This is a genomic window from Variovorax sp. N23, from assembly GCF_025486315.1.
Taxonomy (GTDB): Bacteria; Pseudomonadota; Gammaproteobacteria; order Burkholderiales; family Burkholderiaceae_C; genus Variovorax.
The window spans coordinates 80,306-94,082 of sequence record NZ_JAOOPY010000002.1; the positions used below are offsets into that span (position 1 = coordinate 80,306).

Consider the following 13,777-nt stretch of genomic DNA (forward strand, 5'->3'; position numbering starts at 1 on the left):
GTCGCAGCCCTGTGGTGGTGCCGTCGAAGTGCCAGAATCGCCCTTCCTTTCTTCGTGTCCGTTCAGCAGAGGAGCGACCCATGGCCATCCCCGACTTCAACATGGACAACCAGTGGTTGCCCTTCACCCCCAACCGCGCCTTCCGCAAGGACCCGCGGGTGTTCACCGCCGCCGACGGCATGGTGTTCACCACGCACGACGGCCGGAAGGTCGTCGATGGCATCTCGTCGCTGTGGTGCGTGGGTGCGGGCCACAACCGAAAGCCCATCAACGAGGCGATCAAGACGCAGCTCGACACGCTCGACTACGCGACCGCCTTCCAGGTCAGCAACGACAAGGCCTTCAAGGCCGCCGAGATGATCGCGGCCATGGCGCCGGGCGACCTGAACAAGGTGCTGTTCTGCAACTCCGGCTCTGAAGCGGCGGACACCTCGCTGAAAGTGGCGCTGGCCTACCACCGCGCCCGCGGCGAGGGCCATCGCAACGTGTTCATCGGCCGCGAGAAGGGCTACCACGGCGTGGGTTTCGGCGGCATGTCGGTGGGTGGTATTCCGGGCAACCGCAAGACCTTTGGCACGGCCTTCCTGCCGCGCGTGGACCACATGCGCTTCATCCACGACCCGGTGAACCATGCCTACATCCACAACCAGGAGCCGGTGTGGGCCGACGACCCATTGCTGGAGCTGGAGCAGCGCATCCTGCCGCTGCACGACCCGAGCAACGTGGCGGCCATCATCGTCGAGCCGATCGCGGGTTCGGCCGGCTGGTACGTGCCGCCGAAGGGCTACCTGAAGCGGCTGCGCGAGATCTGCGACAAGCACGGCATCCTGCTGATCTTCGACGAGGTCATCACCGGCTTCGGCCGCCTGGGCACGAACTTCGGCGCCGACTACTACGGCGTGGTGCCGGACATGCTGAACTTCGCCAAGGCGGTGACCAACGGCGTGATCCCGATGGGCGGCGTGATCTGCCGCGACAAGCTGTACGACGCGATGATGGCCACCGACGCACCCGAGCATGTCGTCGAGTTCTTCCACGGCTACACCTACTCGGGCCACCCGGTGGCGGCGGCCGCGGCCATCGCCACGCTCGAGCTGTTCCAGAAGGAGCAGCTCTTCTCGCGCGCCGGCGAGATGGGCCCGGTGCTGGGCGATGCCTTCCACAGCGTGTTCAAGGGCCTGCCCAACGTGATCGGCATCCGCAGCCTGGGCCTGGCCGCGGCGGTGGAGCTGGCGCCGATGGCCGGCGCGCCCGGCAAGCGGGCCTACGACATCTTCGTGGACTGCTTCCACAAGGGCGCGCTGGTGCGCCCGGCCGGCGACGTGATCGTGATCGCGCCGCCGTACATCGTGGAGAAGTCGCACATCGACACGCTGGTCAACACGCTGGCGGATTCGATCAAGAAGGCCGCTTAAGTGGGGCGCCTGAGGCTGGCGCAGTAGTCCTGCGGGGGCAGCGGCGCTGTCGGCCAGAGGCTGTCGTAGTCGCTGGTCGGGCCCTCGGGTATGGCCGACGCCGTGGACAGCAATTGCACGGTCGCGATCTTGAAGTCGCTCGGCAGGTGCTGCGGCACGCCCAGCGACCGCAGCACATGGCCGGCGCCGGCGATCAGCAGCACCGTCTTGCCCGGCTGACGCGCCTTCACCACTGCCTGCGCCATGGCGCGGTCGCGGGCGATCTGGATGCGCGTCATCGGCCCGATCTGCGATTCGGGCAGCAGGTGGCAGTGGCCCTCGCGGACGGCCTGCTGCTGCGCTTGGCGGGCGCTGTCGCCCAGCTGCGCGTCGAGAGAGACGTCGGCCATCGCGTCCTTCATGCGCGCCCGCGGCAGGTTGGCGCCCAGGACCGGCACGCCGGCGCGCACCGCGGCCATCACGGCCGGGCCGTAATCGGCCCAGGGCCAGGCCTTGTCGTTCCAGCTCAGTGCGGTGCGAATCTGTTCTTCGGTGGCGTCGGCCGGCAGGTGGCCGGTGCCGTTGCCTTCCTCGGCCATCTCCAGCGTCAGCGCGGCCAGGCGCCCGCGCGCGACCAGCGTCTCGACGGCTTCGCGCTCGATGACGTGGTGCTCGGGCGCGTCGTGCTGTTCGCCGATCAGCACGGCGTCGGCCGGCAGCAGCGCCGCGATGCGGCGGGCCACCGGCGCGTCGGCTGCGGGCGGCGCGGATACGCAACCTCCCAGCAGGGCCAGACAGACGAGAAGGGCGAAATGCGGTGCGGCCAGACGCGAACGAGGCATGGCCGCTCGCCGGCTCAGAACGTGTGAAGGAACCGTCGCGAGCGCCCCGAGCTTGCATCGAGGACCGGAGCCGCACTGGCGTGCGGTGAGGACCGCAGATGCGAGATCGGGGTGCGCAGCAGGTTCATTCACACGTTCTCAGTGGACCAGCACCGGGGTGTGCGCCAGTTCGGCGTAGCCCTCGAGCGTGTCCTCGACCTCTTCCTGCGTGGGCGTGTTGAGCTGCCAGGCGGTGATCTGCTGCTGGAACAGCTCGGCCCAGGAGCCGTCGAGGTAGACCTCCTTGCCGGAGCGCTTGTCGACGATCTCGAAGCCGTGGCGGGCCAGCACCGGCAGGTGCGGCTGCACGGGGGCTTCGCCCTCGGTGGGCTGCACATGCACGACCGCGAACGAATCGGAGTCGTACAGCATGTTCATGGCGGGGCCGGTGAGGATGTCGATGGCGTTCATGGGTGTTAGATAGCAATCAACGCGCCAGTTTCAAGAAGCGTCGAAACTTTCACGGCGCGAAAGCCATTGACGGCTCAATTCGGCCCGCCGGCGGGCAGCCGTTCGCGCAAACGCATGTCGGCGAAGTCGCCGTTCGCCTGTGTCAATTTGAACCGTACCGGCAGATAGCCCAGGGCCGGCGCCAGCCACAGCTCGACGGTGTCGTCGTAGGGCTTGCGTGGGTTGCGGGTCAGCTTGCGGGCGACGAAATCGCCGGCCGGCAGGTGCAGCAGCTCTTCTTCGCCGATCTTGAAGATCCACAAATCGGCGTCGCGCGTGCCCACGGTCTGGATGGCGATCGCCCCGTCCGTCGTGTAGCGCGCGGGGTCGCCCGCCATCAGCGCGCCCAGTTGCAGCATCACGCTCAGGCGGTCCTGCGCGCCGGGCATGAGGGCGACCGGCGGCGCGTTGTTGCTGAACACGACCTGACCCTGGTCGCGCACGAAATGCGAGGCGACCTCGGCCTTGCGGGTGTCGGAGAAGCGCGTCGGCTCGATGCCGCCCGGGCCGATCGTGCCCTGGCTGTGCTGCGATCGCAGCGTGACGAAGAGCGCGCCCATCGACAGGCGCGCGTCGTAGGCCTGCCCGTCCTGCTTCCATTCGAGCTCGCCGAAGAGGTTCATCGGTGCCGATCCGAGCTGGCCGGTGGCGGAGAACTTGAGCCGTACCGAGCCGGGCAGCTTCGCCGTGAGGGGCGGCGCGATCGGGGCCGATGCCACGGCGGGCGCGCTCGCGGCCGGCTCGGGCGCCGGCGCCCGAGCCTGGCCGGCGTCGCTGGAGCTGGCGGCCGTCGTGGTGCTGTCGGGCTCGGTCGGTGCCTCGGCCGTCGTGACGGGCGGCGCGTCGGCAGCGGGTGCCGCAACAGGCTCGGGCGCGGGTGGTGCCGGGCGGGGTTTCGGCGGTGGCTTGGGCTTTGGCGCAACGGCCAGCTTCGGCGGCGGCTTCGGCGCCTCGACCACCGGCGGGGCCGGCGGCGCGACCACAATCGTCCGGGTGATGAAGCTCTGGGCCAGCGACTCGCTCGGCCGCAGCATCGCGCCCGACACCCAGCCCAGCAGCGCCAGATGCGCCGCGACGACGACCGTCGCCACCGCGGCCAGCGTGCGCCAGGGCGGGCGCTCCGGCGGTGCGGCACCGTGGGGCGGGAGGAGGGCGGCGGTCATGGTCAGAGGTGGATCGGGCGGCGCGCTGGAGGTTCACCTCGGTACACTGCCGCCCGTTCAACCAGTTTAGTTGCGATGCCGCCACCGGCACCGCCGTTCCCATGAAACTCGCCACCCTCAAGGACGGCTCGCGCGACGGCCAGCTGGTCGTCGTCTCGCGCGACCTCACGCTCGCCCACTACGCCACCGGCATCGCCAGCCGGCTGCAGCAGGTGCTCGACGACTGGGGCTTCATGAGCCCGCAGCTGCAGGACCTGTACGACGAGCTCAACAGCGGCCGCGCGCGCCACGCCTTCCCCTTCGACCCCGCCCAATGCATGGCGCCGCTGCCGCGCGCCTACCAGTGGGCCGACGGCTCGGCCTACCTCAACCACGTCGAGCTGGTGCGCAAGGCCCGGAATGCCGAAGTGCCCGAGAGCTTCTACACCGATCCGCTGATGTACCAGGGCGGCAGCGACGATCTTCTGGGCCCGATGGACGACGTGGTGGTGCCGAGCGAATCGATGGGCATCGACTTCGAGGCCGAGATCGCGGTGGTCACCGGCGACGTGCGCATGGGCGTCACGCCCGAGCAGGCGCTCGACGGCATCCGCCTGGTGATGCTGGTCAACGACGTGAGCCTGCGCGACCTCATCCCCGCCGAACTGGCCAAGGGCTTCGGCTTCTTCCAGAGCAAGCCCGCCACCGCCTTCAGCCCCGTGGCCGTCACGCTCGACGAGCTGGGCGAGGCCTGGCGCGAAGGCCGCGTCCACCTGCCGCTGCAAAGCAGCTGGAACGGCCGCAAGGTCGGCCTGTGCGACGCCGGCGACGAGATGACCTTCCACTTCGGCCAGCTCATCGCCCACATCGCCAAGACGCGCAACGTGCGCGCCGGCAGCATCGTCGGCAGCGGCACCGTGAGCAACAAGGGCGTGGAGAAAAACGGTCGCATGGAATGGCCCAAGGGCTACTCCTGCATCGCCGAGAAGCGCTGCATCGAGACCCTCCAGGACGGCCAGCCGAGCACCGAGTTCATGCGCTACGGCGACACCATCCGCATCGAGATGAAGGGCCTGGATGGCCGCTCGCTGTTCGGCGCGATCGACCAGGAGATCGTGGCGCCGGGTGGGCGGGAGCGTGCGGCGGCTGCTGCTGCGAGCGCGCTGAAGGCGCAGGCAGCAGCAGACGTTGCCGGGGGCTGATGCGCTGTGCCCACTTCGCCTGAGCAGTTGTTGGCGTGACTCGCCGAGCCTGAAAGTCATCGGCTGGAGTTCAAGGAAGCCAAGCTGAAGTACGACTTCGAGAAGCTCTTGAAGTACTGCGTGGCACTGGCCAACGAAGGTGGCGGCACCATCGTGCTGGGTGTGACGGACAAGCGACCGCGCAGGATCGTCGGCTCCTTGGCCTTCGATGAGCCGGGCCGCACCGAGGCCGGTCTGCACCAGAAGCTGGGCCACCGTATTCCCGTGGAAGAGCTTCGGTTGCCGGAGGGGCGCGTCGTGATCGTGCATGTGCCTTCGCGGCTGCCGGGTACGGCGTGGCAGATCGATGGCCGCTATTACAAGCGGGCGGGGGATGATCTCGCGCCGCTGAGCGATCACGAACTGCGAGCCATGTTCGCGGAAACGGGACCGGACTTTTCGGCGCAACCTTGTCCAGGGGCAACACTGGTCGACCTGGCGCCGGAATCCGTCGCAGTGTTCCGCGATCGCTGGGCGCAGAAGTCGGCCGATCCGCGCAAGCACGATTGGAGCGATGCTGAAACGCTGCGCAATGCGGAACTGCTGGTCGAGGGCGACCGGGTCAGCTACGCGGCACTGATCCTGCTGGGCACACGAGCTGTTCTGGGTCGCTGTCTGCCTCAGGCTGAGCTGATCTTCGAGTACCGGTCGTCCGAGGCTGCCGGTCCGGCGGCTGACCGCGAGGAATACCGCGAAGGCTTTCTGGCCTGGCAAGACAAGCTCTGGAAAAAGATCAATCTGCGCAATGATCGGCAGAGTTACCAGGACGACTTCTTTCGCATGGACCTGCCGACTTTCGACGAGGTGCCGGTGCGCGAAGCCGTGCTGAATGCGCTGGCGCATCGCGACTATCGCTTGGGTGGTTCGGTGTTCGTGAGGCAGTACGCCAAGCGACTGGAAGTCGTGAGCCCTGGCGGTCTGCCGCCGGGCATCACGCCCGAAAACATCATCGATCAGCAGAATCCCCGCAACCGCCGCCTGGCCGAGGCTTTGGCCAAGTGCGGCCTGATCGAGCGATCGGGTCAGGGTCTGAACCTGACGGTGGAAAGCGCGGTTCGGCAGGGCAAGCCCTTGCCCAGCTTGGCCGGAACAGCGGCGCACGAGGTGCGATTGACGTTGGAAGGCGGCGTGCGCAACCCAGCGTTCGTTCGCTTCATGGAGCGCCTGGGTGAAGAGACGCTGCGGTCGTTCTCGACTCTGGACTACCTGGCGCTGGAATGCCTTCAGCAGGAGCGGCCCTTGACGCCTGTATTGCAGGAGCGCCTGCCGGCGTTGGCGGCCGCGGGCGCCGTGGAGGTGCTTGGCCGTGGGAAGAGCGCACGCTACATCTTGGCGGCAGCGCTCTATGCCGCGCTAGGCGCCAAGGGCACCTACACGCGCAAGCGCGGGCTCGATCATGGAACCAACAAGGCGCTGTTGCTGAAGCATCTCCGAGACCAAGGGCAGGCCGGGGCGCCGCTGAGCGAGTTTCGTCAGGTGCTGCCGGCGCTGCCGGTCAAGGCGGTGCAGCACCTGCTGGACGAGTTGCGCAACGAGGGCGCCATTCGTGTGCTGGGCCAGCGGCGATGGGCGCGGTGGCATTTGGCGGATTCCCCCGTCTTTAACCCTGGCGGGCCGGAAAAGGTTTAAAGCGCCGCTTTGGTGGGTGAAATAGTTCTTAAAAATCAAGCACTTATAAAGACCATCGGCGTGCCTGAGTGCCCGAAGTCAAGTTTAAGGGGCTGAAGAAAGCACTGCCGTGTCTGCGCGCCCAGCTCATCGAAGAGCTGGTGCATCCGTGAAGACCGGCTGATTCCTACTTCGCGAACGCCCGCCGCGACCCGTCCGGGAACACCTCGTCGTCGCGATCCGGCTGGCCGTTGGCGTCCCAGGTGCGCTCGCGCATGACGCGGCCCTGGTTGTCGTAGGCCGACTCGCTCTGGAGGCGGCCCGCTTCGTCGAAGCGGCGGTGCAGGCCCACCGGCAGCAGGCGGCCGCGCGGTGCGGGGGCGCTGAAGCGGCCCTGCGCGGCGCGTTGGCCGTTGTCGTGGAACTCGGTGATGTCGGCCACGCGCTCCAGCCCTTCGCCGCTGTAGACCGTCGTGCTGCGCGGTTGGCCGTTGAGGTAGAAGCTGTCGTCGCTCAGCGCCGCGCCGGCCGGGTTCCAGCGCTGCTCGCGCAGCAGCGAACCGCGCTCCGAATACTCCGCCTCGCGCTGCTTCACGCTGCCGCGCTCGCCCACCAGCGCCGCCAGTTCGTAGCGCTTGACGCCCTCGGACGAGAAGCGCTGTTCGATGCGCTGGTTGCCCGCCAGCTCGTCGATCGATTCGGGCTTGCCGTTGTCGTAGAGGCGTTCGCTGCGCACCCGCTTGCCGGCCACGAAGGCCAGGCGCGCGCGCAGGCCGCCGTTGGCGTCGAACAGCTCGACCTGCGACGGCGCACTGCCGCCGAAGCCGCACAGCCGCGCATCGTCCGCTGCCGGCGCAAGCACCGCCTTGTCGGCACAGCGCAGCGCCGACAGCTGGCCCGTGGGCGTGAACTCCGCCGACGCGCGCTCCCCGCCCGGCTCGGTGTAGAACGCGACCCGGCGCAGCTGGCCGTTGGGGTGGAAGCTGCGCACCAGGCCCAGCTCGCGGCCGTCGTCGTAGGTCGCCTCGCGCAGCAGCTGGCCGTCGGGGTAGAACTCGCGGGCGCGGCCGTGCAGGTTGCCCCGGGCGTTCACGCTGTGTTCCTTGGCCAGCTTGCCGCGGTCGTAGTAGCGCACGGCCCCCATGAAGACACCGTTGCGCAGCTCCTGCTCGCGCTGCAGTTCGCCGCTGTCGCGGTCCTTGCAGCGCATCACGCCGGTCTTGCCCTGGGTCGTGTTGCCGTTGGCCGGGTTGACGCGCTCGCCGTTGAGGTCGCAGTCCTGCACGGCGTGCGCGGTGCCGCCGGCCAGTGCCAGCAGCAGCGCGGCCGCGAGGGCCACGACGACGCGCGTGCTCATCGGCCCATCTCCAGGACCAGCGACTTGAGCCCGCGGATCATCATCTCCACCGCGACGGCCACCAGGATCAGGCCCATCAGCCGCTCGAGCGCGAGCACCACGCGGTCGCCGATCAGGCGCTGGATGCGGTCGGACAGCACCAGCACCAGCGCGCAGACGGCCATGGTCACGCTGAGCGCGGCGATCCATTCGAGCCGGCGTTCCGGCGCCTGCGACACCAGCAGCATCACGGTGGCCAGCGCCGACGGGCCGGCCAGGGCGGGAATGGCCAGCGGCACGATCAGCGGCTCGCGCGTGTCGGTGCTCTCGTAGGCGGTGTGGTTCGGGAAGATCATGCGCAGCGCGATGAGAAGCAGCACCACCGCCCCCGCGATCTGCAGCGACAGCCCCGACAGCCCCATCACCCGCAGGAAGCTGTCGCCGACGAACATGAAGGCCAGCAGCAGCACGAAGGCGATCAGCACCTCGCGCAGGATCACGCCCGCGCGCCGCTCGGGCGCCACATGGCGCAGCGCGTTGGCGAAGATGGGGATGTTGCCCAGCGGGTCGCAGATGAGCAGCAGCAGCACCGTGGCGGAGGCGAAGGTGTAGGTCACGGGCCCATTATCTGTTGCAAAACGTGTACATGTTGGCTCCGATAATCGCTCGCAGCACCCCCCGAGACGCCGTGCCGTTGAACTCGCACACCGCCTTCCGGTCCACCGTCTGCCATCCGAAATTTCTGGAGACCTGCATGCCCTTCATCCCTTCGCTGCGTCGCGCTGCCCTTTGCATGGCGCTCGCCGCAGCCGGCGCATCCGCGCTCGCCCAGCCGGCCGCGCCGGTCGAGGTGCAGGACGCCTGGGTGCGCGCCGCCGTGCCCGGCCAGAGCGGCACCGGTGCCTTCATGAAGCTCACGGCGCGCGCCGGCCTGCGCCTGGTCGGCGTCAGCACGCCGGTCGCCGGCGTGGCCGAGGTGCACGAGATGAAGATGGAGGGCGACACGATGCGCATGCGCGCCATCCCGGGCCTCGACCTGCCGGAACACAAGACCGTCGAGCTCAAGCCCGGCGGCTACCACCTGATGCTGATGGACCTGAAGCATCCGGTCGCCAAGGGCACGACGATCCCGCTGACGCTGCAGTTCCAGGACGCGCAGGGCGCCAAGAGCACGCTCTCGCTGGATGCCCCGGTGCGCTCGGCGGCGCCTGCCGGCGCGGCGCCGGCGCACATGTACAAGCACTGATCGCCGACGTTGCTGCGGGCACGCTGGGGTAAGCTGGCGGACCCACAGCCGGAGACACCCATGAGCGATGCGACATCCCCTTTCGCCTTCAGCCAGTTCGTCCCGGGTTTCGACTTCCTGAAGAACCTTGCCGGCGGCGCGAACCCGGGCGGCGGCGCCGTGCCCGGCATGCCGAGCCTGTCGAGCTGGGTGGCGCCGACGCTGTCGGTCGAAGAGGTCGACAAGCGCATCCAGGAACTCAAGACGGTCCAGTACTGGCTCGAGCAGAACGGCCACGCGCTCAAGGCAACCATCCAGGCGCTCGAGGTGCAGAAGATGACGCTGTCGACCCTGCGCGGCATGAACGTGCAGATGGAAGACCTGGCCAAGGTCTTCACCCGCGCGGCCGCCGCCGCGGAGCCGACGGCGCCCCCGGCCGCACCGCCCAGCGCGCCGGCTGCAGCGGCGGCCCCCGAAGAGGCCGAGGCTGAGCCGTCGTCGGCCACACCGCCGCACAAGAGCGGCAAGAGCGCCAAGAGCGCCGCCGCCGCCGCCGCGCCCGGCGTGGTCGATCCGCTGCAATGGTGGAACGCGCTCACGCAGCAGTTCCAGCAGATCGCCCAGACCGCCATGCAGGACGCCGGCCACTCGAAGATGCTCGGTGGTGCCGATGCGCCCGTGGCGCGGCCGGCTGCCGCGGCCAAGAAGGCGGCAGCCGGTAAGAAGGCCACGAAGCCCTCGCAATCGACGAAGACCACCGCGCGCAAGACGCCGGCCGCATCGCGCTCACGCAGCCGATGAAGCCGTCTTGCGCCCACCCCGAACATTCCGGACCCCGCGCATGAAACTCTTTCCCACCGGCCACGCCACCCATCCGCAATGGATCATGGCCGCCGGTCTCGCCCTGGCCCAGGTGCGCGCGCAGATGGCGCTGCCCGAATACGCCTCCGCGCCGACGCTGGGCCTGCTCTACATCACCGACCACTACGCGGACCACGCGCAGGAGATCCTCGACCACCTGAGCGCCGAGCTGCCGGAGGTGACCGACTGGTCCGGCACCGTCGCCGTCGGCGTGGCCGCCAACAACGCCGAGTACTTCGATGAGCCGGCGTTGAGCCTGATGCTGTGTGCGCTGCCGAGCGACCAGTACCGCGTGTTTTCGGGGGTGGCGCCGCTGGGCAGTTCGGAGATGGCCGGCTTCGAGGCGCACACGGCACTGGTCCATGCCGACCCGCGCACGCACGAGCTGGCCGAACTGATCGGCGAGATGGCCGGGCGCACCGACACCGGCTACCTGTTCGGCGGCCTCTCCTCGGGGCGCGACGAATCGCTGCAGTTCGCGATCGGCGGCAACGGCAACATCCGCGGCCACGGCGCGGCCGGTGGCGTTTTTTCGGGCGGCATGTCGGGCGTGCTGTTCGGCGAAGGTGTGCGGCTGGTGTCGCGCGTCACACAGGGCTGCCAGCCGGTGTCGCGCGAACGCGAGATCACCGAGGCCGACGGCAACCTGCTGCTCAAGCTCGACGGCGAGCCGGCGCTCGACATGCTGCTGTCTGACCTGAACGTGTCGCTCGACGAGCCGCAGACGGCGATCGAAGCGGTGCGTGCGACGCTGGTGGGCCTGGTCGACGCGGGCAGCGACGGCATCCGCCGCACCGGCGACCTGGGGTCCGACGTGCTGGTGCGCCACATCATCGGGCTCGACCCGACGCGCCGCGGCATCGCGATCGCCGATGTGGCCGAAGCCGGCATGCGCATGAGCTTCTGCCGGCGCAACGCGCAGGCCGCGCGCGCCGACCTGATGCGCATCTGCGCCGAGATCCGCGAGGAACTCGAGCCCGAGGAGCAGACGCTCGCGACCGCACGCGCGGTGGCCGCCGGCGAGGCCGAGGCCGCCCCGCATCCGGCGCGCCGCGTGGCCGGTGCGGTGTACGTCAGCTGCTCGGGCCGCGGCGGGCCGCACTTCGGCGCGCCCAACGCCGAGATGCAGATCGTCCGGCATGCGCTGGGCGACGTGCCGCTGACCGGCTTCTTCGCGGCCGGCGAGATCGCCCGCCACCACGTCTACGGTTACACCGGCGTGCTGACGGTCTTCGTCGCCTGATCAGCCCTTCGCGAAGGCGAATTCGACCTCGGGCGACATCCCGCTGACGATGCGGGCGATCGACTTGCCGGCGCCGCAGGCGTGGATCCAGCCCGGCGCGCCCGGTGCGACGTTCAGGAACAGGTTGCGCCTGCGGGTGCGGCCGATCAACGGCAGGCCGCTGGCGCTGCGGGCGTAGGGCGTGGTGGTCAGCACCGCGCCGCGCGCATCGACCAGGCCGGGGAACAGGGTCTCGACCCGCGCGAGCATGCGCGCCAGCCGCACGTCGTCGCGCAGCGCGGCAGCGGCACTCTCGGCCCGCACCGTCGTCCATACCCGCAGCCGGTCGCCGTCCGGCGTCGTGACGCGCTGCAGGCGCAGCCGGCTGCCCAGGTCCTGCAGCATGACCTGCGGCGCCCGCTCCGGGTTCTTCAGCGGCAGCAGCACCGAATGCTCGTGGACCAGCCGCAGCCGCAGCGGCACGCCCAGCCCCTGCGCCACCGGCGCGCTGCCGCTGCCCAGGGCCATCACGTAGGCGTCGGCACGCAGCGTGGTGCGTTCGCCGTCGGCGTTGCGCAGTTCGACATGGTCGACCCGGCCCTCGCGTGCATGCAGCTGGGTCACCGTGTGGTTCATGAGGAAGTGCACCCCGGCGGCACGGCACATGAAGATGGCGCTGCCGACGAAGCCGCTGGCATCGGACGAGGTGCCTTCGCGCGTGAAGGCGGCGCCGGCGAGCTGGCCGCGCAGGGGTTCGAGCGAGGGCTCGATGCGCAGGGCTTCGTCCGCCGAGAGCAGGTGCAGCACGCAGCCCAGCGCATGGAGGCGCGGCACACCGCGCGCGAATTGCTCGAAGGCCTCGGTGTCGGTGTAGATCCGCATCCAGCCTGCGCCCCGGGGCGGCTGCGTCACGCCCGCCTCGCGACCCAGCGCACGCACGCTTTCACGGCTGTAGGCGCTCAGGCGCGCCAGATGTTCCATGCGTTCCGTGGGCCGATGGGCGGCGCCGGTCAGGTAGCCGGTCCAGCCGTGCACGCGGTTGCGCACGCGCTCGAACGCGGAGCGCCACAGGGCGCCGGGACGTTGGGCGGGCGGGGTGTCGGCGGGCGAGGGCGTTTCGACCAGACCCCGCACCTTGGCCGCGGGCGTGCCGTGGCGGTCGATCACGGTCACCTCGTGGCCGAGTTGCTGGAGGTAGTAGGCCGAAGCGACGCCAAGCAGCCCGCCGCCCAGAACAATCACGCGCATGGTCCAAATCCTTGTGGGATGGCACAAACGGCGGATGCACGACAAGCTGTGTGGTCGCTGGTCGGATCCGGGGTTCGGGTTGCCGCTCCCTCTGTCCTTGGTACCTGAGAGATTCGCCCGCACGCGACGTGCGACGGGGTTGCTCCTTCGGTGCATCGCGCCAGGGCGATGGCTCTCCAGACGGCTAGATCAATAGACGCAGTCATCGAACCGGCATGCGGTTCACCTCGGCGTTCATGGGAGTTTGCGCGTACGGTGGGGTGAGAACACCCGCTCTCCTGCAGACCTGGAGTTTACCCTTGTTGACAATTTGGTGCGGCTGGCCGTTCGGCCTATGTGACGATGTGGTTTTCAGGGCGCTCGCACGGCGCTGGCGGGTTTGGCGTCGCTGCGGCGCAGGCGCGTGAAGGCCTCGAACTCCCAGTTGCGCATGCCCAGGAGCAGGGTGTAGCCCTCGCGGTCGTTGGGTGAGAGCTTCTGGTCGGTCTGGTGCTGCTGCGCGAAATCCTGCGCCACCCGCTGCAGCCGCTCGAGGAAGGAGGGCGCCAGGGCCCGGCTGATCGAGCCGTGCACCAGCAGCAGGCCCTCGGCCGGGCCGTCGAAGCCGCCGCGGTAGTAGTCGAGCACCACGTTCTCGCGGAAGAAGTCCATGACCGGCCCGTGCGGCCGCCAGCGGAAGGTCTTGGCCAGCTTGAGCCGGTAGCGATTGAGCGGCCGCAGCTCGATGATGCCGATGCGGTCGAGCTGCACCAGGCAGGCGATGCATTCCGCTTCGGTGATGCGGTAGGCCGCCACGATCTGCTCCAGCGTCCATTGGCTCAGCACGTTGATGGCCACCAGCAGCAGCTTCTTGTCGCGCACCACCGCCTTCTCCTGCTCCTGCGTCAGCTCGCGCAGCAGCGGCTGGGCGTCGGCCACGCGGCGGGCCAGCTCGGCGAAGTCGATCTTGAGCGCCCGGCAGATGGCGTCGACCCGGCTCAGCGGCATGTCGCCCTTGGCCAGCATCCGCTTGACGCTGGATTCAGCCATGCCCAGACCGCGCGCCAGATCGGCGTAGGTCATGCGGGCGCTCTTGAGTTCGTTCTTCACGGCCTGGACGAGGTCGATGGTGGTGCTCATGGAAGACGAGTCCTTGGTACTGTTTTTCGATACCGATCGGCTTGGATTGG

General features: G+C 69.1%; 13 protein-coding genes and 1 riboswitch. Of the genes, 6 read left to right on the forward strand and 7 right to left on the reverse strand.

Features of this window, described 5'->3' with window-relative positions:
- Positions 1–80: 80 nt before the first annotated feature.
- On the forward strand, positions 81–1,415 hold the full coding sequence (locus N8A90_RS03300; RefSeq protein WP_262073231.1) for an aminotransferase class III-fold pyridoxal phosphate-dependent enzyme: 1,335 nt from the start codon (positions 81–83) through the stop codon (positions 1,413–1,415).
- Here N8A90_RS03300 and N8A90_RS03305 read toward each other — a convergent pair.
- The 3 genes from N8A90_RS03305 to N8A90_RS03315 form a co-directional block, all read right to left on the reverse strand.
- Positions 1,412–2,236, reverse strand: a complete 825-nt coding sequence (locus N8A90_RS03305; protein ID WP_262073232.1) for a ChaN family lipoprotein — start codon at positions 2,234–2,236, stop codon at positions 1,412–1,414. The genes N8A90_RS03300 and N8A90_RS03305 overlap by 4 nt on opposite strands.
- 138 nt (positions 2,237–2,374) lie before the next feature.
- Positions 2,375–2,686, reverse strand: coding sequence for a DUF3567 domain-containing protein (locus N8A90_RS03310; RefSeq protein WP_262073233.1), 312 nt, complete (start codon positions 2,684–2,686; stop codon positions 2,375–2,377).
- Between the two features lie 74 nt (positions 2,687–2,760).
- Positions 2,761–3,888, reverse strand: coding sequence for a DUF3108 domain-containing protein (locus N8A90_RS03315; protein ID WP_262073234.1), 1,128 nt, complete (start codon positions 3,886–3,888; stop codon positions 2,761–2,763).
- Between the two features lie 101 nt (positions 3,889–3,989).
- Between N8A90_RS03315 and N8A90_RS03320 the strand changes: the two genes are divergently transcribed.
- Entirely contained in the window at positions 3,990–5,069 is a 1,080-nt protein-coding gene (locus N8A90_RS03320) for a fumarylacetoacetate hydrolase family protein (protein ID WP_262073235.1), read from the forward strand.
- Between the two features lie 63 nt (positions 5,070–5,132).
- Positions 5,133–6,737 carry an ATP-binding protein gene (locus tag N8A90_RS03325; protein ID WP_262073588.1) on the forward strand — a complete coding sequence of 535 codons (1,605 nt, stop codon included), beginning with the start codon at positions 5,133–5,135 and terminating at the stop codon, positions 6,735–6,737.
- A 166-nt stretch (positions 6,738–6,903) separates the two neighbouring features.
- Here N8A90_RS03325 and N8A90_RS03330 read toward each other — a convergent pair whose 3' ends face one another.
- Together N8A90_RS03330 and N8A90_RS03335 are read right to left on the reverse strand one after the other, a co-directional pair.
- A complete protein-coding gene (locus N8A90_RS03330) occupies positions 6,904–8,073 on the reverse strand; it encodes a toxin-antitoxin system YwqK family antitoxin (RefSeq protein WP_262073236.1) in 1,170 nt (389 codons plus the stop codon).
- Positions 8,070–8,669 (reverse strand): MarC family protein, encoded by a 600-nt coding sequence (locus N8A90_RS03335; protein ID WP_262073237.1) that lies wholly within the window; start codon positions 8,667–8,669, stop codon positions 8,070–8,072. The genes N8A90_RS03330 and N8A90_RS03335 overlap by 4 nt, the downstream gene beginning before the upstream one ends.
- A 137-nt stretch (positions 8,670–8,806) precedes the next feature.
- Between N8A90_RS03335 and N8A90_RS03340 the strand changes: the two genes are divergently transcribed.
- The 3 genes from N8A90_RS03340 to N8A90_RS03350 are packed head-to-tail and all read left to right on the forward strand — an operon-like array spanning position 8,807 to position 11,381.
- On the forward strand, positions 8,807–9,298 hold the full coding sequence (locus N8A90_RS03340) for a copper chaperone PCu(A)C (protein ID WP_262073238.1): 492 nt from the start codon (positions 8,807–8,809) through the stop codon (positions 9,296–9,298).
- A 60-nt stretch (positions 9,299–9,358) separates the two neighbouring features.
- Positions 9,359–10,078: a PhaM family polyhydroxyalkanoate granule multifunctional regulatory protein gene (locus N8A90_RS03345; protein ID WP_262073239.1), complete on the forward strand. Its 720-nt coding sequence runs from the start codon at positions 9,359–9,361 to the stop codon at positions 10,076–10,078.
- A 40-nt stretch (positions 10,079–10,118) separates the two neighbouring features.
- On the forward strand, positions 10,119–11,381 hold the full coding sequence (locus N8A90_RS03350) for an FIST N-terminal domain-containing protein (RefSeq protein ID WP_262073240.1): 1,263 nt from the start codon (positions 10,119–10,121) through the stop codon (positions 11,379–11,381).
- Here N8A90_RS03350 and N8A90_RS03355 read toward each other — a convergent pair whose 3' ends face one another.
- Complete coding sequence (locus tag N8A90_RS03355) at positions 11,382–12,608, reverse strand: FAD-dependent oxidoreductase (protein ID WP_262073241.1); 1,227 nt, start codon at positions 12,606–12,608, stop codon at positions 11,382–11,384.
- A gap of 81 nt (positions 12,609–12,689) precedes the next feature.
- A riboswitch (glycine riboswitch) is annotated at positions 12,690–12,798 on the reverse strand.
- A gap of 161 nt (positions 12,799–12,959) precedes the next feature.
- Positions 12,960–13,727 carry a helix-turn-helix domain-containing protein gene (locus tag N8A90_RS03360; protein ID WP_262073242.1) on the reverse strand — a complete coding sequence of 256 codons (768 nt, stop codon included), beginning with the start codon at positions 13,725–13,727 and terminating at the stop codon, positions 12,960–12,962.
- Between the last annotated feature and the right edge of the window lie 50 nt (positions 13,728–13,777).